Below are 17,048 nucleotides of genomic sequence, written 5' to 3' on the forward strand. Positions count from 1 at the left end.
ATTGTTTTAGTTAAAAAATGTAACCCGCGTTAGATAAAAACAGTTTAATAACAATAAAGACGAGGATGTAGGGATGAAAAAGCAACACAACAACACCCGGCTGATCTGCCAACTCTCAGCGGCAGCAGCCCTTGTATTGTCCGCCAATGCGATGGCGGCCGATGCATTCAGCGCCGATTCCAAGTGGATGACCGGCGATTGGGGCGGCGAGCGTACCAAGCTGATCGAGCAAGGTATCGACATCAAGGCCGACTACGTGGGCGAGATGGGCTACAACGCCCACGGCGGCTACAACGACGACAAGACCGGTCGTTACTCCGACCAGTTCGGTCTGGGCGTGGCGCTGGACCTGGAAAAATTGTGGGGCTGGGATAACACCCAGGCCAAGATCCAGTTGACCAATCGTAATGGCCAGAACATCTCCAATGACCGCATTGGCGACCCGCGTGCCGGCACCTTGAGTTCCTCGCAAGAAGTGTATGGCCGTGGCCACATGGTGCGTCTGACCCAGTTCTGGATTCAGCACCAGATGTTCGATAACAAGCTGGACGTGAAGCTCGGTTACTTCGGTGAAGGCGAAGACTTCAACACCTTCCCTTGCGACTTCCAGAACCTGTCGTTCTGCGGCTCGCAGGTCGGTAACTACGTCAATACCTGGTACAACTGGCCGGTCGCCCAGGCCGCTATCCGCGTGAAATACAACATCACGCCTGAGCTGTATGCGCAAATCGGTGCCTACAACCAGAACCCGTCGCAGTTGGAGCACGGCAACGGCTTCAAACTCAGCGGCAGTGGTACCAAGGGCACCGTGATTCCGGTGGAATTGGTCTGGTCGCCAAAGGTTAATAACCTGCCGGGCGAATACCGTGTGGGTTTCTATAAAAGTGCGGCCGATGCTCCGGATGTACGTGAAGACGTCAACGGTAACGATGCGGTCCTCAGCGGCGCCGACTTCCGTACCCGCAGCAGCAAGAAAGGCTACTGGTTCGTTGCGCAACAGCAACTCACCACCCATAACGGCGACGCTTCCCGTGGCCTGAACATTGCAGCCAACGCGACCTTCCATGACAAGGAAACCAACCTGGTCGACAACTACCAGTCGTTGATGCTCGTGTACAAAGGCCCATTCGACGCGCGTCCAAAAGATGACGTCGGCATTGGCGTCGCTCGCCTGCATGTCAACGATGACGTGAAGAAGAACTCTCAATTGCTCAACGCCGCCAATGGTGTGAGCGACTACGACAATCCGCTGTACACGCCGATTCGTGAGACTGAATACAACGTCGAACTCAACTACGGTTTCCACGTCACCAACTGGCTGACTGTGCGTCCGAACCTGCAGTACGTTGTCCAGCCTGGCGGCGTGGATAAAGTCGACAACGCGCTGGTAGCGGGCCTGAAAATTCAGTCTACGTTCTAACGCTGTTGCGATAAGCTCCTCTCTCTGTGCGCATTTGCGGGTAGCCATGGCTATCCGCTTTTTTTTGCGTGGCACTGTGATATTCGGGACCTGGGCACATGCACGAGCAACCGCTGCAACGCTTTTTCAAATCCCTGCGCGAGCGTCCGGTGTTCGCCTGGGAGCGCTTTCAGATGCGCGATGTGTTGGTGATCGACCACCCCCTGTGCCAGGCGGTGTTCAGTCGCCAGGGTGCGCAATTGCTGCACTTTCAACCTACGGGCCAGAAGCCGTGGCTGTGGTGTGCCGCCAAATGGCCGCAAGTCGGGGCTATCCGTGGTGGCGTACCGGTGTGCTGGCCGTGGTATGGCCGCCACCCCAGCGAAAATGCCTGGCCGTCCCACGGATGGGCCCGCTTGATCGACTGGAAACTGCTCGACAGCAGCACCGATGACGACGGCGTGCGGCTGCACTGGCAATTGCAGCTGTGCGACTGGCAGGTGGACCTGCACGCGCACCTGGGTGACACCCTGGAACTGCGCCTGAGCACCGAGCATCACGACGAGCTGCCGTGCCAGTTGAGTCATGCATTGCACGCTTACTGGCGTATTGGTCACGTCGATGAGGTAGCGCTGTCTGGGCTCGAAGGAGCACAAGGTTACGACCAGCTCAATCGCCAGGTTTGCCAGCAGGAAGGTGAATTGCGGGTCGATGGCGGATGCCAGCGGGTGTTCCAGCATGAGGGCGAATTGCAGCTCAAGGACCACGCCTGGCAGCGTGAACTGTGCATCGACACCGGCGACAGCGCCGACACGGTGGTGTGGCACCCGGGGAGCCGGCCGCTGTTGGGCGTGAGCTTTAACGAAGCGTCGGGGTTTGTGTGCGTAGAGGCGGCGATGGCGGCGGCGAGCCTGGCGCCGGGGGAGAGGGCCCACTTGAGTTTGCAGGCCAGGGCAGGGGTTTAGCGATAGCGCCGGTACTGCTGGAAGAGCTGCCTGCTAGTTGAATTCATGATCGTTCCCACGCTCCGCGTGGGAATGCAGCCTATGACGCTCCGCGTCACGACGCTAAAGGCAGACGCAGAGCGTCCAGTGAGGCATTCCCACGCGGAGCGTGGGAACGATCAGTTGACACGGATTTAGTTGAATTCATCCCCCACCGGATATCGGCTGTCATTCAAACTCTCTTTGATCTTGCGCAAATGCGGCTGGAAATCCACTCCGCGACGCAGGGTCATACCCGTTGCCAACACGTCCAATACCGTCAATTGGATAATCCGAGAAGTCATCGGCATGTAGATATCCGTGTCTTCCGGCAACGGGATGTTCAGGCTCACCGTACTGGCCTTGGCCAGCGGCGAGTTTTCGGCGGTCACGCCCAGCACTGACGCACCGTTTTCCCGAGCGATACGCGCCACTTCCACCAGCTCGCGGGTACGGCCGGTGTAGGAAATGATCACGAACAACTCACCGGTGTGCGCCACCGAGGCGATCATGCGTTGCATCAGCACGTCGGCATGGGCGGTCACCGCCAGGTTGAAGCGGAAGAACTTGTGCAACGCGTCCATGGCGACGGGGGCCGAAGCGCCGAGGCCAAAGAAGTGGATTTGCCGCGCCTGGATCAACAAGTCCACGGCCTTGCTGATCAGCGCCGGGTCCAGGGCCTGGCACGCACTGTCCAAGGAGGCAATGGCGCTGCCAAAGATCTTCTGGGTGTAGGCCTCAGGGTTATCATCGGCCTCCACGGCGCGGCTGACATACGCGGCGCCACTGGCCAGGCTTTGCGCCAACTGCAATTTGAGTTCAGGGTAACCGCTGACACCGAACGAACGGCAGAAGCGGTTGACCGTCGGTTCACTGACCGAGGCGGCCTGGGCGAGGGCGGCGATCGAGAAGCGTGTGGCCTGCTGCGGGTTGAGCAGGATCACTTCAGCGACTTTGCGCTCGGCCTTGTTCAATTCTTCGAGGCGGTTCCGGATCTGTTCCAGAAGATTTCGCACGCGGTCCATTCAGTCTTTCCTTCGGGCGACGATGCAAATAAAAAGGCGGTAACCAATCGATGAGTGGCTTTTCGCGGTGGCCTATCCTACTGAGGGTAGCTGAACACCACCACTCGCAATGCGTATTTCGGGAAAATGTTGTGGTTATTACTACATTTTTCCTTGAGTGATGCCTTGAAAAAAGGTATTTGTAGCTTAACTTGATAAAAGAACAAACATCATGCCTTCGATAACCGTGGAACCCTGCACCTTTGCCCTGTTTGGCGCCTTGGGTGATCTGGCGCTGCGCAAGTTATTTCCTGCCCTTTATCAACTCGATGGCGCCGGGTTGCTGCACGACGACACACGCATCCTGGCCCTGGCCCGTGAAGCCGGCTCCGAGCAGCAACACCTGGCCCATATCGAAAAAGAATTGCGTAAATACGTCGGCAAAGAGCTCGACGAAGCCGTGGCCCAGCGTTTCCTCGCACGCCTGGCTTATGTGCATGTCGACTTCATGAAGGCCGACGACTACGTCGCCCTGGCCGAAAAAGCCGGCAGCGAGCAACGCCTGATTGCCTACTTCGCTACCCCGGCGGCGGTATACGGCGCGATCTGCGAAAACCTGTCCAAGGTCGGCCTGGCGGAAAATACCCGCGTAGTGCTGGAAAAACCCATCGGTTCGGACCTGGAGTCGTCGCGCAAGGTCAACGACGCCGTGGCGCAGTTCTTTCCGGAAAACCGCACCTATCGCATCGACCACTACCTGGGCAAAGAGACGGTGCAGAACCTGATCGCCCTGCGTTTCGCCAACAGCCTGTTCGAAACCCAGTGGAATCAGAACTACATCTCCCACGTGGAAATCACCGTGGCCGAGCAGGTTGGCATCGAAGGCCGTTGGGGTTACTTCGACAAGGCTGGCCAGCTGCGCGACATGATCCAGAATCACTTGTTGCAACTGCTTTGCCTGATTGCCATGGACCCGCCTGCCGACCTGTCCGCCGACAGCATCCGCGACGAGAAGGTCAAGGTGCTCAAGGCCCTGGCGCCGATCAGCCCCGAGGGCCTGACCACTCAGGTAGTCCGTGGCCAGTACATCGCCGGCTACAGCGCTGGTAAAGCCGTGCCGGGTTACCTGGAAGAAGACAACTCCAATACCCAGAGCGACACCGAGACGTTCGTTGCCCTGCGTGCCGATATCCGTAACTGGCGCTGGGCCGGCGTGCCGTTCTACCTGCGTACCGGCAAGCGTATGCCGCAAAAACTGTCGCAGATCGTCATTCACTTCAAGGAACCGTCCCACTACATCTTCGCCCCGGAGCAGCGCCTGCAAATCAGCAACAAGCTGATCATCCGCCTGCAGCCGGACGAAGGTATTTCCCTGCGTGTGATGACCAAGGAGCAGGGCCTGGACAAAGGCATGCAACTGCGCAGCGGACCACTGCAATTGAATTTTTCCGACACCTATCGCAGCGCACGCATCCCCGATGCCTACGAGCGATTGTTGCTGGAAGTGATGCGCGGCAATCAGAACCTGTTTGTTCGCAAAGATGAAATCGAAGCCGCGTGGAAGTGGTGTGACCAGTTGATCGCCGGGTGGAAAAAATCCGGTGATGCGCCCAAGCCGTATGCGGCGGGGTCCTGGGGGCCGATGAGCTCCATTGCACTGATCACGCGGGATGGGAGGTCGTGGTATGGCGATATCTGAATTGAAACTGCCTCAGGGCGTCACTGCCCATGAGTACCGTACGCCTGCGCTGCTGGCCGATGGCCTGGCCAATGACGTGGCTGAGCAACTGCGCTCGGCCATCAGTGCTCGTGGCGAGGCGACGTTGGTGGTGTCCGGTGGCCGCAGCCCCGTGGCGTTTTTCCAGAACCTGGCCAAGCAGGGCCTGGACTGGTCCAAGGTCACCATCACCCTTGCCGATGAACGCTGGGTGCCGGTCGAACATGCCGACAGCAATGCTGGCCTGTTGAAGCAACACTTGCTGCAAGGTCCGGCGGCCAAGGCGAAGTTCTTGAGCCTGTACAGCCCCGCTGCCAATCTTGAAGACGCTGCCGAGCAGGCCGATCGCCTGCTGGGCGAGTTGCCAGCCATTGATGTGCTGGTGCTGGGCATGGGCGATGACGGCCACACCGCATCGCTGTTCCCCAACAGCCCTAACCTGAGCGAAGCGCTTAAGGCCGACGGTACCCGCCGTTGCTGGCCGATGCTGGCGCCCACTGTGCCGCACCAGCGCCTGACCATGAGTCGTGCGCTGCTGGCCACGGCCAGCTACACCGTGCTGTCGATTTCCGGCAGTTCGAAATTGACTACCTTGAGCGCCGCCCTGGCCAGCGACGATGTTGCTGCCATGCCGATTCGCGCGTTTTTGCAACCTACTCTAGAGATTTACTGGTGCCCATGAGCCAAGGATCAGCCGCTATGAAAAGCCCTCAACCGACCGTGTCCATGGCGGATAAAGTTGCCTTGATCGACAGCCTCTGCGCCAAGGCGCGGATCCTGCCGGTGATCACCATCGCCCGCGAGCAGGACATCCTGCCGTTGGCCGACGCCCTGGCCGCTGGCGGTTTGACCGCGCTGGAAGTGACCCTGCGTTCCGAGTTCGGCCTCAAGGCCATTCAGGTCTTGCGCGAGCAACGTCCTGAGCTGTGCACCGGTGCCGGTACCGTGCTCGACCGTCACATGCTCGAAGCGGCAGAAGTGGCAGGCTCGCAATTTATCGTCACCCCCGGCATCACCCGTGACTTGCTGGAAGCCTCGGTACACAGCCCGATCCCGCTGTTGCCGGGCATCAGCAACGCCTCCGGCATCATGGAAGGCTACGGCCTGGGTTATCGCCGCTTCAAGCTGTTCCCGGCTGAAGTCAGCGGTGGTGTTGCTGCCATCAAGGCTCTCGGCGGCCCGTTCGGCGAAGTCAAATTCTGCCCGACTGGCGGTGTTGGCCCGGCCAACATCAAGAGCTACATGGCGTTGAAAAACGTGATGTGCGTGGGCGGCAGCTGGATGTTGGATCCGGAGTGGGTCAAGAACGGCGACTGGGCGCGTATCCAGGAAGTCACTGCCCAGGCGCTGGCGCTGCTGGACTGAACTGATTTATCGAATCGTTGTTGCTGTGCTTAACGGCATTTTTGCGGCGCACTTGGTCGGTGTGCCGCTTTTTTTTGCCTGTAGAAAAACCTCAAGCACATCGCTGCTCTGAAGGTGGGAGCTGGCTTGCCTGCGATAGCCATTTATCAGTTAGCCCATCTTTGGCTGATACACCGTTATCGCAGGCAAGCCAGCTCCTACAGTTTTAAACGGTGTTTAGTTTGGTGATCGCGTGGACTAGCGCATTGATGTCCGCCGCCGACGTCACCAGCCCCGGCGTCACCCGGATACAGGTGCCAAACGCTGCCCCCGTGCGCGTGGTGGTGAACAGGCCGTGCTCCTTGAGCAACCTGTCCGCCATCGCCTGCTGATTACGCCCGATGAACTTGAAGGCTGTGATCCCGCAATACAGTCGCGGGTCATCCGAGGTCAGCACTTCAATTCCCGGCAACGGCCGTACCTGGTTTACCCACAGGTTGCGCAGGTAATTGACGCGTGCGCCCTTGGCCGCCGCGCCACCCAACTGTCGATGCTCTTCAAATACCAGGGGCAATGTCATCAGCGCCGGAAAGTTCGGCGTGCTGTAGGACGTACGCGCTCGCACATCGGTGGCTGGGTAGTGAAACTCGCCCATATCCGGGTCGATATCGGCCAGGCGCTCTGGTGCGATATACAAAAAGCCCAGGGTCAGCGGCGCGCCGATCCATTTGTGCAGGTTGAAGCCTGCGAACTGAATGCCCAGTTCGGCCAGGTTGAAGTCGATCTGGCCCAAGGCGTGCGCGCCGTCGAGGATCACGTCGATTGCGCGTTCGCGCGCGGCCTTGGCAATGTCCGCAACCGGCATGACCAGGCCCGTACGGTGGGTCACATGGGTCAAGGCCATTAATTTCAGACGCGGGTACTGCACAAACGCATCGTGATAAGTCTGCACCAGGCTGTCGAAACTGGCCGGGTGGGTGTGGGCCACCTCTATCACTTCCACGCCGCGAATCGCTGCCAGCCAGCGCATGGCGCCTTTGACCGTGTCGTACTCCAGGTCGCTGATCAGCACCTGGTCGCCCGGTTGCAGGCGATTGTAGTTACGGATCAGCGACTGCAAGGCTTCGGTGGCGTTACGGGTGAAAGCGACCGATTCGGGGTCGACATCAATCAACCCGGCCAACTGGCGGCGTATCTCGTTGTTTTCGCCCTGCTCAAAACGCTGGCGCACATGCACAGAGTTGCTGCGGTTGATAAAGCTGATGTGCTCAAGGTACTGGGCCTGCACCGCCCGGCTCATGCGCCCGAAGTAGCCGTTTTCCAGGTTGATCGGACCGGGCTCGTATTCATAGCGTTGGGCGATGGCCTGCCAGTGCGGGTCGTTATCGGCATTCCTTGGCATGGTGAGTCTCTTAGTGGCGGGGGGCGGGTCTGCCATGTTTGGCGCGCAGTGGTTCAAGCAATTCGGACAGTCCGTTGTGGTCGATTTCCTGCATCAAGGCCAGCAAACCGCCCAGTTCCCCGTGGGGGAAACCTTCACGGGCGAACCAATTCAGGTAGGGCCCAGGCAGGTCGGCAATGATCCGGCCTTTGTATTTGCCAAAGGGCATTTGGCGGGTGATCAGCAGTTCGAGTTTTTCGGGATTCATGAACGTCGTAGGGTTGAGGCCAGGCTTTCGAAAATACAGGCATTCTGCATGAAGGCCAAATGACAGATCATGCAAATAACCAACATACAGATGGTTCAATAATTCGTAAGTTATTGAAAATAAACATAAAAATAATTTTTATAAACCTGGCACGGGCGCTGCAATAACCAAGGCAACCTTCTAACCCGTACAAGGAATTGAAAAATGACTGATATCAACAAAGAATCGATCTCCGTACTGAACGACCTGATCGAGACCAGCATCGACGGCCAAAAGGGTTTCAAGGAATGCGCTGAAGACATCAAGCATCCGGAACTCAAGGCATTGTTTGCCAAGCGTGCTGTTGATTGCGGTACCGCTGCCGAAGAACTGAAAACTGCTGTGCGTGCCCTGGGCGGCGATCCAGAGAAGTCCGGTAGTGTTGCCGGCGCCCTGCACCGTGGCTGGGTCGACGTGAAGTCGATGGTCACCGGCAAGGACGAAGAGGCCGTATTGAACGAAGCCGAGCGCGGTGAAGACCACGCACTGAAGGCTTACAAGGAAGCGATCGAGAAGATCAACAAGCACAACCTGGTGGGCATTCGTGACTTGGTTGAGCGTCAGTACCACGGTGTACAGCGCAACCACGACCAGGTAAAAGCCCTGCGTAACCAGGCTCGCGCTCAGTCGTAAGACCTGAGGTAAGACCTACGCTGGACCTAGTGTGGGAGCGGGCTTGCTCGCGAAAGCGGTGGATCAGTCACTGTTGTATTGGCTGATACACCGCATTCGCGGGCGAGCCCGCTCCCACATTTTTTTATGCAAAGGCTGGAATGTAGATCAGCCGATGCTGATTGGCGGCAGCTCGGTCAGGGTCACGACTTGCTGTTTGCGCGGCGCCAGAATCTCCGCCTCGCCATCGACTACCAACTCATCACGCTGGTTGAACACCCGAGTGGCAATGCGCACGCGAAACTTCGGCAGTTTCTCGAGGATTTCCAAGCGCACGGTCAGGGTGTCGCCGATCTTCACCGGTTTCTGGAAGGTCATTTGCTGGCCGATATAGATCGTGCCCGGCCCAGGCAGCTCGCAGGCCACTGCCGCGCTGATCAGCGCGCCGCTGAACATGCCGTGGGCAATCCGCTCCTTGAACATGGTCGCCTTGGCGTATTCAGCGTCCAGGTGCACCGGGTTGTGGTCACCCGACATGGCGGCGAACAACTGGATATCGCGCTCTTCGACGGTTTTGCTGAAGCTGGCAGTCTGGCCCACTTCAAGCGCTTCGTACGGGGTGTTGGTTACCTGGGTCATCTCAAGGTGCATCCTGTGGCTTAACGGTAATTAATCGGCTGATTTTAAAGCAAAAACTATTCGCAGCGGGTGGGCCTGCGCAACGCCAGCGCCTGGTCGAGCCAGGTCAGCAGGTCGGCGGTGACTTCATCACGGTTGGTTTCGTTGAATACTTCATGGCGCGCCTGCGGGTAAAGCGTCAATTGCACGTCCTGGCAACCGGCCTCACACAGGGCGTGGGCCAGGTGCTTGAGACGCTTGCCTTCACTCACCGGATCACGATCGCCGCCCATCACCAGGATCGGCAGGCCGGGATCAATCTGCGCCAGGTTGGAGACTTTGCTGATCTGCTGCAAGCCGCCCAACAGGTCGATCCACAGTTGATTGGTGCAACGAAAGCCACAGAGTGGGTCGTTGATGTAGTTGTCCACTTCAACCGGGTCGCGGCTGAGCCAGTCAAACGCGGTGCGATTGGGTTTGAAGGCTTTGTTGAATGAGCCGAACGACAAGAAGTCGATCAACGCACTGCGTCCTCGCAGGCCTTGGCGTGCACGTTCGATGCGCGCAATGATTTGCGCTGCACGGTAGAGGGCCACTGGCTGGAAATTCGAGCCGCTGAGTATTGCGCCATGCAAGCTGGCGCTGTGATGCAGCAAGTATGCCTGGGAGATATAGCTGCCCATGCTGTGGCCCAGCAAGATGATCGGCAGCCCGGCATGCTGTTGGCCGATGTGCTGATTAAGGCTGGCCAGATCGCCCACGACTTTGTTCCAGCCATCCGTTTCAGCATATAGCCCAACGGTGCCGGCCTCGGCGGTACGGCCATGCCCACGCTGGTCCAGCGCATATACGCCATACCCTGCGCCACACAACGCTTGCGCCAGGCGCGCATAGCGACCGCCGTGCTCGGCCATGCCATGGGAAATCATCACCACGGCCCTGGGCGGGCCGTCGGGCATCCATTGGTTGACGTACAGACGGGTGTGGTCGTTCGCGGTCAGCCAGAAGGTGCTGTGGTTCATGGCGGCTTCCTTTGCTCAGGGTGGTTGCATTGTATAGCTCATCCGGCGTGGGGCGGGGTATCTGCCTACGCCTTAGGTACAAGATTCATACAATCAATGACACAGTTCAGCGTCTTGCCTGTTTGGCCATAGCTGCTAACTTCCCCAAAGCTCCGCTTCTTATTGCTGCACATCTGCATGGCAGCGGCCGGACACACTCAGGTAAAGAGGACAAGAATAATGCAACCTGATTTCTGGAATGACAAACGCGCGCCGGGAGTCCCCAATGCCATCGACCTCAGCACCTACAAGTCGGTGATCGAGGTCTTCGAGCGTTCCTGCAAGACCTTTGCCGACCGTCCGGCATTCAGCAGCATGGGCATTACCCTCACCTACGCCGAGCTTGAGCGCCAGAGTGCGGCGTTTGCCGGTTACCTGCAGCAGCACACCGACCTCAAGCCCGGCGAGCGCATCGCGGTGCAGCTGCCCAACGTGCTGCATTACCCGGTTGCGGTGTTCGGCGCACTGCGCGCCGGGCTGATCGTGGTCAACACCAACCCGCTTTATACGCCGCGCGAGATGCGCCATCAGTTCAAGGATGCCGGTGTGCGGGCGCTGGTCTACCTCAACCTGTTCGGTTCACGTGTGCAGGAGGTGTGCACCGACACGGAGATCGACTACCTGATCGAAGCCAGGATGGGCGATTTCATGCCCGCCGCCAAAGGCTGGCTGGTCAACACCGTGGTCGACAAAGTCAAGAAGATGGTCCCGGCCTACCACCTGCCGCGGGCGGTTTCGTTCAAGCGCGCCCTGCGCATGGGCGCGGGCCTTGGAGTGACGCGCCATCCGGTGACCCTGGACGACGTCGCCGTGCTGCAATACACCGGCGGCACCACTGGGCTGGCCAAGGGCGCGATGCTCACTCACGGCAACCTGGTGGCGAACATGCAGCAAGTGCGGGCGTGCATGTCGCAACTGGGCGACGACGGCCATCCGCTGATCAAGGAAGGGCAGGAGGTGATGATTGCACCGCTGCCGCTGTACCACATCTATGCATTCACGGCCAATTGCATGTGCATGATGGTCTCCGGTAACCACAACGTGCTGATCACCAACCCACGGGACATCGGCGGGTTTATCAAGGAGCTCAAACAGTGGCAGTTCTCCGGCCTGTTGGGGCTCAACACACTGTTTGTGGCGCTGATGGACCACCCGGATTTCAAGACCCTGGATTTCTCCCACCTGAAGATTACCAACTCCGGCGGCACCGCCCTGGTCAAGGCCACGGCGGAACGCTGGAAAGCGGTGACCGGCTGCGCCATCGGCGAAGGCTACGGCCTCACCGAAACCTCGCCAGTGGCCAGTACCAACCCCTACGGCGGCCTGTCGCGCCTGGGTACCGTGGGCATCCCGGTGCCGGGTACGGCGATGAAGGTCGTGGATGAGCTGGGGCAAGAACTGCCGTTGGGCGAGCGCGGCGAGCTGTGCATCCAGGGCCCACAAGTGATGAAGGGCTACTGGCAGCAACCGGCCGCCACCGCCGAAACCCTGGACGCCGATGGCTGGTTGAAGACCGGTGATATTGCGGTGATCGACACCGATGGCTACATCAGTATTGTGGATCGCAAGAAGGATTTGATCATCGTCTCGGGTTTCAACGTGTACCCCAACGAAATCGAAGACGTGATCATGGCCCACCCGGCCGTGGCCAACTGCGCCGTGATCGGCGTACCGGACGAGCGCACGGGGGAGGCGGTGAAGCTGTTCGTGGTGGCACGGGCCCAGGGGGTGAGCCTCGAGGAACTGAAGGCGTACTGCAAGGCCAACTTCACGGGGTACAAGGTGCCCAAGCATATTGTGTTGAGAGAGTCGTTGCCGATGACGCCGGTGGGGAAAATTCTGCGCCGGGAGCTGCGCGACATCGCTTGAATTGAAATAGGGTACAAAAATGTGGGAGCTGGTTTGCCCGCGATAGCAGTGTTTCAGTCGCCTGTTGAATTGACTGATCCATCGCTATCGCAGGCAAGCCAGCTCCCACACTGTATTTTTCGCCCGTGAGAGCCTGTTCTAGAGCCATTTCTGGAGTTATAGAATTTTTGCTCTAAAAGTGACCATTGGATGTTCTTGAGTCATGTTTATGACTGTAGGGGCCTCTTTTGGCTCTAGGCGGCCCTTGGCAAAGCTGCTACTCTCGGCGCGCTTTGTGACTTCTAGGCCTGCTTGAAAGCGCCAGACTCACCTAAAAACATACACCAATAATAATCGCATCAAATGCGATGATGAATTCGCGTCGCTGAGGAGTGGGCTTCCATGAATGAAGACTTTTGGAAGGATAAGTACCCCGCCGGGATTGCTGCACAGATCAATCCAGACGAGTATCCGAATATTCAGGCGGTACTGAAGCAGTCCTGCCAGCGCTTCGCCAACAAACCGGCTTTCAGCAACCTGGGCAAGACAATCACCTACGGTGAACTGTACGAATTGTCCGGCGCATTCGCCGCGTATCTGCAACAGCATACCGATTTGAAGCCTGGCGATCGAATCGCCGTGCAACTGCCCAACGTTCTGCAATACCCCGTCGCTGTATTCGGTGCGATCCGCGCCGGCCTGATCGTGGTCAACACCAACCCGCTGTATACCGCGCGGGAGATGGAACACCAATTCAATGATTCGGGGGCCAAGGCCCTGGTTTGCCTGGCCAACATGGCGCACCTGGCTGAAAAAGTCGTGCCCAAGACCGCCGTCAAGCACGTGATCGTCACCGAAGTTGCCGACCTGCTCTCGCCGTTCAAGCGCGTGCTGATCAACAGCGTGATCAAATACGTAAAGAAAATGGTCCCGGCCTATCATCTGCCCCAGGCCATCAAGTTCAACGACGTACTCGCCAAGGGCCATGGCCAGCCGGTCAACGATGCCAGCCCGGCCAGCGGCGATGTGGCCGTGTTGCAATACACCGGCGGTACCACCGGCGTGGCCAAGGGCGCGATGCTGACCCACCGCAACCTCGTCGCCAACATGCTGCAATGCAAGGCGCTGATGGGCTCCAACCTCAATGAAGGCTGCGAGATCCTGATCACGCCGCTACCGCTCTACCACATCTATGCCTTCACCTTTCATTGCATGGCGATGATGCTGATCGGCAACCACAACATCCTGATCAGCAACCCGCGCGACCTGCCGGCGATGGTCAAGGAACTGTCGAAGTGGAAGTTCAGCGGCTTCGTCGGCCTCAACACCCTGTTCGTGGCACTGTGCAACAACGAAGGTTTCCGCAAGCTGGACTTCTCTGCGCTGAAGGTCACCCTATCGGGCGGCATGGCGTTGCAGCTGGCGGCGGCGGAGCGTTGGAAGGCCGTGACCGGCTGCGCGATCTGCGAAGGCTACGGCATGACCGAAACCAGCCCGGTGGCCACGGTCAACCCGATCCAGCACATCCAGATCGGCACCATCGGCATTCCGGTGCCTTCCACCGCGTGTAAAGTCATCGCCGACGACGGTACCGAGCTTGCACTGGGCGAAACTGGCGAGTTGTGCGTGAAAGGTCCGCAAGTGATGAAGGGCTACTGGCAGCGCCAGGAAGCTACCGACGAGATGCTTGACAGCGAGGGTTGGCTGAAGACCGGCGACATCGCGATCATCCAGCCAGACGGCTACATGCGTATCGTCGACCGCAAGAAGGACATGATTCTGGTCTCCGGCTTCAACGTCTACCCCAACGAGCTGGAAGACGTGCTGGCGGGCCTGCCGGGTGTGCTGCAGTGTGCGGCTATCGGCGTACCGGATGAAAAATCCGGCGAGCACATCAAGTTGTTCATCGTGGTCAAGCCAGGGGCTACCCTGACCAAGGACCAGGTGATGGAGCACATGCGCGCCAACGTCACCGGCTACAAAGTGCCCAAGGCCGTGGAGTTCCGTGATGCGCTGCCGACCACCAACGTGGGCAAGATCCTGCGGCGTGAATTGCGTGATGAAGAACTGAAGAAACTCGGTCTTAAAAAGTAACCCATAAAAAACCCCGCCGATGCGGGGTTTTTTATGAGGGCGCTGGCGAAACACTTACCCCCGTGGGAGCTGGCTTGCCTGCGATAGCGCTACAGCAGCCATTGCTGTATCGCCTGACTCACTGCCATCGCGGGCAAGCCCGCTCCCACAGGGTTACCGGGCTTACAACGCGAACTGCGCGAAGCTCACACCCGCACCGGCGGGGCGTACGTCCTTCAAGAACGAGTCCTTATCCGCGCTTAGCTCCAGGGTAATCTCCGGCTTGCGCTTGCCCGCATTGCGTACCACCAGCCCTTCGAGTTTTTCACGCAGGAACACGGTCGGCACCTTCAGGTGCAGCAACTGGTCGGTGTCGGCGTTGTGCATCAACAGGTGGATCCACTCGTACTGGCCCACGGCAATACGCCCCACCGGCAGGTCGAACCACCAGATGTTGCGTTTGCGGTCCAGGTCGGTGAAGTGGCAGTTGTTGACGCCGAGTACGGCACCGCCCAGTTCCTGGTTTCTGCGGGCAATGGCCTGTGCTTTATTGAGTTTCATAACCTTCCTACGGGATCTGTTATCCAGCGTTGCAGCCTGAATGTGCCGGGCATTCTCGTGGGTTGGCTGCAAAACATAAAGCCAAACCTGCCGCTTTCGATGAAATGCTTGCGCAAAAATAATTGAAACTCTGCCGTTGCGCTTCGGGTCAACCGCTACGTAGTGACCAAAAACCATTTGATTGTTATCAGGAGTAATACCATGAGCAGCACTTCCGATAAGGTAAAGGGCTTGGCGAACGAAGCTGTCGGTAACATCAAGCAAGGCGTCGGTAAAGTCACAGACAATGACAAGCTGCGTGCTGAAGGCGTGATCCAAGAGAAAAAAGGCGAAGCTCAGCAAGCAGTGGGCAAGACCAAGGACGCAGTGAAAAAAGCCACTGAGTAACACGTCCTGGCTGGCTGACCCCAGCAGCCCGACGGCCATCCACGGATGGCCGTTTTTGTATCCGGTGCTGCAACTAAACTTTCGAAATTGTTTCAAAGTCGCCAAATGGGCTACTTTGATGTAGAAAACGGCCCCTGAGTCGCCCACGAACTCAACCTCTTTTGCGGCGAAAGGAGACGCTATGCTTTTTCCAGTACTCGATGGTCTCAAGCTGCACAAGGTGCTGGTACGCACCATCAAGGAATTCGTCGATGACGAGATGCCTACCTACGCCTCGGCACTGGCCTACCAGATGCTGTTCTCTTTGTTTCCGTTCCTGCTGTTCCTCATTGCCCTGATCGGCTTCCTGCATTTGCCCGACTTCTTCAGTTGGCTGCGCCTGCAATCGGAGCTGGTGTTGCCACCCCAGGCGCTGGAACAGGTCAACCCGGTGATCGATCAGTTGCAGCAGTCCAAGGGCGGCTTGCTCTCGGTGGGTATCGTTATCGCCCTGTGGACGGCCTCTGCGGGCGTGCGCCTGATGATGAGCGCCATGAACGCCGCCTACGATGTGGTTGAAGGTCGGCCGATCTGGAAGCGTTTCCCGCTGTCGATTTTCTACACCGTGGGTATCGCCGGCATGCTGCTGGCGGCCGCCGCGCTGATGGTGCTGGGCCCGCAAGTCATGGAGTGGCTGGCCGGGCAGATTGGCATGCAGGAATTCGTGGTCACGCTGTGGACCATCCTGCGCTGGCCGCTGATTGTGATCTTGCTGATGTTCGCCGTGGCCCTCATGTACTACGTGATGCCGGACGTCGAGCAGGAATTTCGCTTTATCACCCCCGGCTCCGTCTTGGCCGTGGTGGTATGGATCGTCGCCTCCCTGGGCTTTGGCTACTACGTCAAGACCTTCGCGGACTACAACGCCATGTATGGCAGTATCGGTGCGATCATTGTCTTGCTCCTGTATTTCTACATCTCTGCCGCCGTACTGCTGCTGGGCGCGGAGATGAACGCGGTGATCGAGCATATGTCTGCCGAGGGCAAGGACCCCGGTGAGAAGGAAATAGGCGAGCCGGGCCACACCGATGAAAAACAACACGTCTCAGGCCTAGGCCGGGACCACTCCAAGCCCATGACCGAGCCTGAACAATGATCCGTGAAATCCTGAAAATGGGCGACGAGCGCCTGCTGCGTATCGCCCCGCCGGTGCCGCCGGAGATGTTTGACAGCCCGGAGTTGTGGCAACTGATCGACGATATGTTCCAGACCATGGAGCACGTGGGCGGCGTTGGCCTGGCGGCGCCGCAGATTGGCGTGGACCTGCAACTGGTGATCTTCGGTTTCGAGGCCAGCGAACGCTACCCGGACGCGCCGCCTGTGCCGCAGACCATCTTGATCAACCCGCTGATCACACCGCTCAGCCCGCTGCAGGAAGAGGGCTATGAGGGTTGCCTGTCAGTGCCCGGCCTGCGCGGCGCCGTGAACCGTTACCAGCAGATCCGCTACGAAGGGTTCGACCCCAAAGGCGAGCCGATCGTACGTTTTGCCGACGGCTTCCATGCGCGGGTGGTGCAGCATGAGTGCGACCATTTGATCGGCCGGCTGTACCCCTCGCGGATTACCGACTTCAGCAAATTCGGATTTATTGAAGTGATGTTCCCGGAGCTGGACCCAACGGCTGACGAATAGCCCTTCTGACACACTCACAGTTCAACTGTGGGAGCTGGCTTGCCTGCGATGGCGGTGGGCCAGCTACCTTATTTGTAGCTGA

Annotated in this window: 17 protein-coding genes; 11 read left to right on the forward strand and 6 right to left on the reverse strand. The window is 58.6% G+C overall.

Annotated features, from left to right (window positions below; translation table 11 throughout):
- Positions 1 to 73: 73 nt before the first annotated feature.
- Positions 74 to 1,420 carry a carbohydrate porin gene (locus JFT58_RS15140; protein WP_054896702.1) on the forward strand — a complete coding sequence of 449 codons (1,347 nt, stop codon included), beginning with the start codon at positions 74 to 76 and terminating at the stop codon, positions 1,418 to 1,420.
- 98 nt (positions 1,421 to 1,518) lie between these two features.
- Entirely contained in the window at positions 1,519 to 2,364 is an 846-nt protein-coding gene (locus tag JFT58_RS15145) for a D-hexose-6-phosphate mutarotase (RefSeq protein WP_054896703.1), read from the forward strand.
- A gap of 173 nt (positions 2,365 to 2,537) precedes the next feature.
- Here the strand turns inward: JFT58_RS15145 and JFT58_RS15150 are convergent, their stop codons facing one another.
- Positions 2,538 to 3,398, reverse strand: coding sequence for a MurR/RpiR family transcriptional regulator (locus tag JFT58_RS15150; RefSeq protein WP_169856377.1), 861 nt, complete (start codon positions 3,396 to 3,398; stop codon positions 2,538 to 2,540).
- A gap of 220 nt (positions 3,399 to 3,618) precedes the next feature.
- Between JFT58_RS15150 and zwf the strand changes: the two genes are divergently transcribed.
- Genes zwf through JFT58_RS15165 form a run of 3 tightly spaced genes read left to right on the forward strand, consistent with a single transcriptional unit; the run spans position 3,619 to position 6,468 of the window.
- Positions 3,619 to 5,085: a glucose-6-phosphate dehydrogenase gene (gene zwf / locus JFT58_RS15155; RefSeq protein WP_034128521.1), complete on the forward strand. Its 1,467-nt coding sequence runs from the start codon at positions 3,619 to 3,621 to the stop codon at positions 5,083 to 5,085.
- Positions 5,072 to 5,785 carry a 6-phosphogluconolactonase gene (pgl, locus tag JFT58_RS15160; protein ID WP_034128520.1) on the forward strand — a complete coding sequence of 238 codons (714 nt, stop codon included), beginning with the start codon at positions 5,072 to 5,074 and terminating at the stop codon, positions 5,783 to 5,785. The genes zwf and pgl overlap by 14 nt, the downstream gene beginning before the upstream one ends.
- Before the next feature lie 17 nt (positions 5,786 to 5,802).
- Complete coding sequence (locus JFT58_RS15165; RefSeq protein WP_026067364.1) at positions 5,803 to 6,468, forward strand: bifunctional 4-hydroxy-2-oxoglutarate aldolase/2-dehydro-3-deoxy-phosphogluconate aldolase; 666 nt, start codon at positions 5,803 to 5,805, stop codon at positions 6,466 to 6,468.
- 205 nt (positions 6,469 to 6,673) lie between these two features.
- On the opposite strand, the gene JFT58_RS15170 is transcribed toward JFT58_RS15165, so the two are convergent.
- Together JFT58_RS15170 and JFT58_RS15175 are read right to left on the reverse strand one after the other, a co-directional pair.
- Positions 6,674 to 7,849: an aminotransferase class V-fold PLP-dependent enzyme gene (locus JFT58_RS15170; RefSeq protein ID WP_054896704.1), complete on the reverse strand. Its 1,176-nt coding sequence runs from the start codon at positions 7,847 to 7,849 to the stop codon at positions 6,674 to 6,676.
- 10 nt (positions 7,850 to 7,859) lie between these two features.
- Entirely contained in the window at positions 7,860 to 8,096 is a 237-nt protein-coding gene (locus tag JFT58_RS15175; RefSeq protein ID WP_003193750.1) for a DUF3820 family protein, read from the reverse strand.
- A 204-nt stretch (positions 8,097 to 8,300) separates the two neighbouring features.
- On the opposite strand from JFT58_RS15175, the gene JFT58_RS15180 reads away from it, so the two are divergent.
- Complete coding sequence (locus JFT58_RS15180; protein ID WP_034128518.1) at positions 8,301 to 8,768, forward strand: ferritin-like domain-containing protein; 468 nt, start codon at positions 8,301 to 8,303, stop codon at positions 8,766 to 8,768.
- 147 nt (positions 8,769 to 8,915) lie between these two features.
- On the opposite strand, the gene JFT58_RS15185 is transcribed toward JFT58_RS15180, so the two are convergent.
- Both JFT58_RS15185 and JFT58_RS15190 read right to left on the reverse strand, forming a co-directional pair.
- A complete protein-coding gene (locus tag JFT58_RS15185; protein ID WP_003193747.1) occupies positions 8,916 to 9,386 on the reverse strand; it encodes a MaoC family dehydratase in 471 nt (156 codons plus the stop codon).
- Between the two features lie 56 nt (positions 9,387 to 9,442).
- Positions 9,443 to 10,387 (reverse strand): alpha/beta hydrolase, encoded by a 945-nt coding sequence (locus tag JFT58_RS15190; RefSeq protein WP_054896705.1) that lies wholly within the window; start codon positions 10,385 to 10,387, stop codon positions 9,443 to 9,445.
- 219 nt (positions 10,388 to 10,606) lie between these two features.
- On the opposite strand from JFT58_RS15190, the gene fadD2 reads away from it, so the two are divergent.
- Entirely contained in the window at positions 10,607 to 12,295 is a 1,689-nt protein-coding gene (fadD2, locus tag JFT58_RS15195) for a long-chain-fatty-acid--CoA ligase FadD2 (RefSeq protein ID WP_054896706.1), read from the forward strand.
- A 381-nt stretch (positions 12,296 to 12,676) separates the two neighbouring features.
- A complete protein-coding gene (fadD1, locus tag JFT58_RS15200; protein WP_034128515.1) occupies positions 12,677 to 14,368 on the forward strand; it encodes a long-chain-fatty-acid--CoA ligase FadD1 in 1,692 nt (563 codons plus the stop codon).
- 162 nt (positions 14,369 to 14,530) lie between these two features.
- Here the strand turns inward: fadD1 and JFT58_RS15205 are convergent, their stop codons facing one another.
- Complete coding sequence (locus JFT58_RS15205; RefSeq protein WP_003193739.1) at positions 14,531 to 14,908, reverse strand: hypothetical protein; 378 nt, start codon at positions 14,906 to 14,908, stop codon at positions 14,531 to 14,533.
- Positions 14,909 to 15,109: 201 nt separating this feature from the next.
- On the opposite strand from JFT58_RS15205, the gene JFT58_RS15210 reads away from it, so the two are divergent.
- The 3 genes from JFT58_RS15210 to def all read left to right on the forward strand — a co-directional run bounded on the left by JFT58_RS15210 (position 15,110) and on the right by def (position 16,966).
- The gene (locus tag JFT58_RS15210; protein ID WP_003193737.1) at positions 15,110 to 15,295 is read left to right on the forward strand and encodes a CsbD family protein; all 186 of its coding nucleotides are present in this window, start codon (positions 15,110 to 15,112) and stop codon (positions 15,293 to 15,295) included.
- 181 nt (positions 15,296 to 15,476) lie between these two features.
- Entirely contained in the window at positions 15,477 to 16,430 is a 954-nt protein-coding gene (locus JFT58_RS15215) for a YihY/virulence factor BrkB family protein (RefSeq protein ID WP_032895581.1), read from the forward strand.
- The gene (def, locus tag JFT58_RS15220) at positions 16,427 to 16,966 is read left to right on the forward strand and encodes a peptide deformylase (protein ID WP_034128513.1); all 540 of its coding nucleotides are present in this window, start codon (positions 16,427 to 16,429) and stop codon (positions 16,964 to 16,966) included. The genes JFT58_RS15215 and def overlap by 4 nt, the downstream gene beginning before the upstream one ends.
- The last annotated feature ends 82 nt before the right edge of the window (positions 16,967 to 17,048 follow it).

Source organism: Pseudomonas sp. MF6767, assembly GCF_016405475.1.
In the GTDB taxonomy this organism is placed as follows: Bacteria; Pseudomonadota; Gammaproteobacteria; order Pseudomonadales; family Pseudomonadaceae; genus Aquipseudomonas; species Aquipseudomonas paracarnis.

What these genes read in the sequence shown, in the direction of transcription:
- JFT58_RS15140 (WP_054896702.1), top strand. Translation starts at nt 74, where the DNA reads ATGAAAAAGCAACACAACAACACCCGGCTGATCTGCCAACTCTCAGCG.
- JFT58_RS15145 (WP_054896703.1), top strand. Translation starts at nt 1,519, where the DNA reads ATGCACGAGCAACCGCTGCAACGCTTTTTCAAATCCCTGCGCGAGCGT.
- zwf (WP_034128521.1), top strand. Translation starts at nt 3,619, where the DNA reads ATGCCTTCGATAACCGTGGAACCCTGCACCTTTGCCCTGTTTGGCGCC.
- pgl (WP_034128520.1), top strand. Translation starts at nt 5,072, where the DNA reads ATGGCGATATCTGAATTGAAACTGCCTCAGGGCGTCACTGCCCATGAG.
- JFT58_RS15165 (WP_026067364.1), top strand. Translation starts at nt 5,803, where the DNA reads ATGAAAAGCCCTCAACCGACCGTGTCCATGGCGGATAAAGTTGCCTTG.
- JFT58_RS15170 (WP_054896704.1), bottom strand. Translation starts at nt 7,849, where the DNA reads ATGCCAAGGAATGCCGATAACGACCCGCACTGGCAGGCCATCGCCCAA.
- JFT58_RS15175 (WP_003193750.1), bottom strand. Translation starts at nt 8,096, where the DNA reads ATGAATCCCGAAAAACTCGAACTGCTGATCACCCGCCAAATGCCCTTT.
- JFT58_RS15180 (WP_034128518.1), top strand. Translation starts at nt 8,301, where the DNA reads ATGACTGATATCAACAAAGAATCGATCTCCGTACTGAACGACCTGATC.
- JFT58_RS15185 (WP_003193747.1), bottom strand. Translation starts at nt 9,386, where the DNA reads ATGACCCAGGTAACCAACACCCCGTACGAAGCGCTTGAAGTGGGCCAG.
- JFT58_RS15190 (WP_054896705.1), bottom strand. Translation starts at nt 10,387, where the DNA reads ATGAACCACAGCACCTTCTGGCTGACCGCGAACGACCACACCCGTCTG.
- fadD2 (WP_054896706.1), top strand. Translation starts at nt 10,607, where the DNA reads ATGCAACCTGATTTCTGGAATGACAAACGCGCGCCGGGAGTCCCCAAT.
- fadD1 (WP_034128515.1), top strand. Translation starts at nt 12,677, where the DNA reads ATGAATGAAGACTTTTGGAAGGATAAGTACCCCGCCGGGATTGCTGCA.
- JFT58_RS15205 (WP_003193739.1), bottom strand. Translation starts at nt 14,908, where the DNA reads ATGAAACTCAATAAAGCACAGGCCATTGCCCGCAGAAACCAGGAACTG.
- JFT58_RS15210 (WP_003193737.1), top strand. Translation starts at nt 15,110, where the DNA reads ATGAGCAGCACTTCCGATAAGGTAAAGGGCTTGGCGAACGAAGCTGTC.
- JFT58_RS15215 (WP_032895581.1), top strand. Translation starts at nt 15,477, where the DNA reads ATGCTTTTTCCAGTACTCGATGGTCTCAAGCTGCACAAGGTGCTGGTA.
- def (WP_034128513.1), top strand. Translation starts at nt 16,427, where the DNA reads ATGATCCGTGAAATCCTGAAAATGGGCGACGAGCGCCTGCTGCGTATC.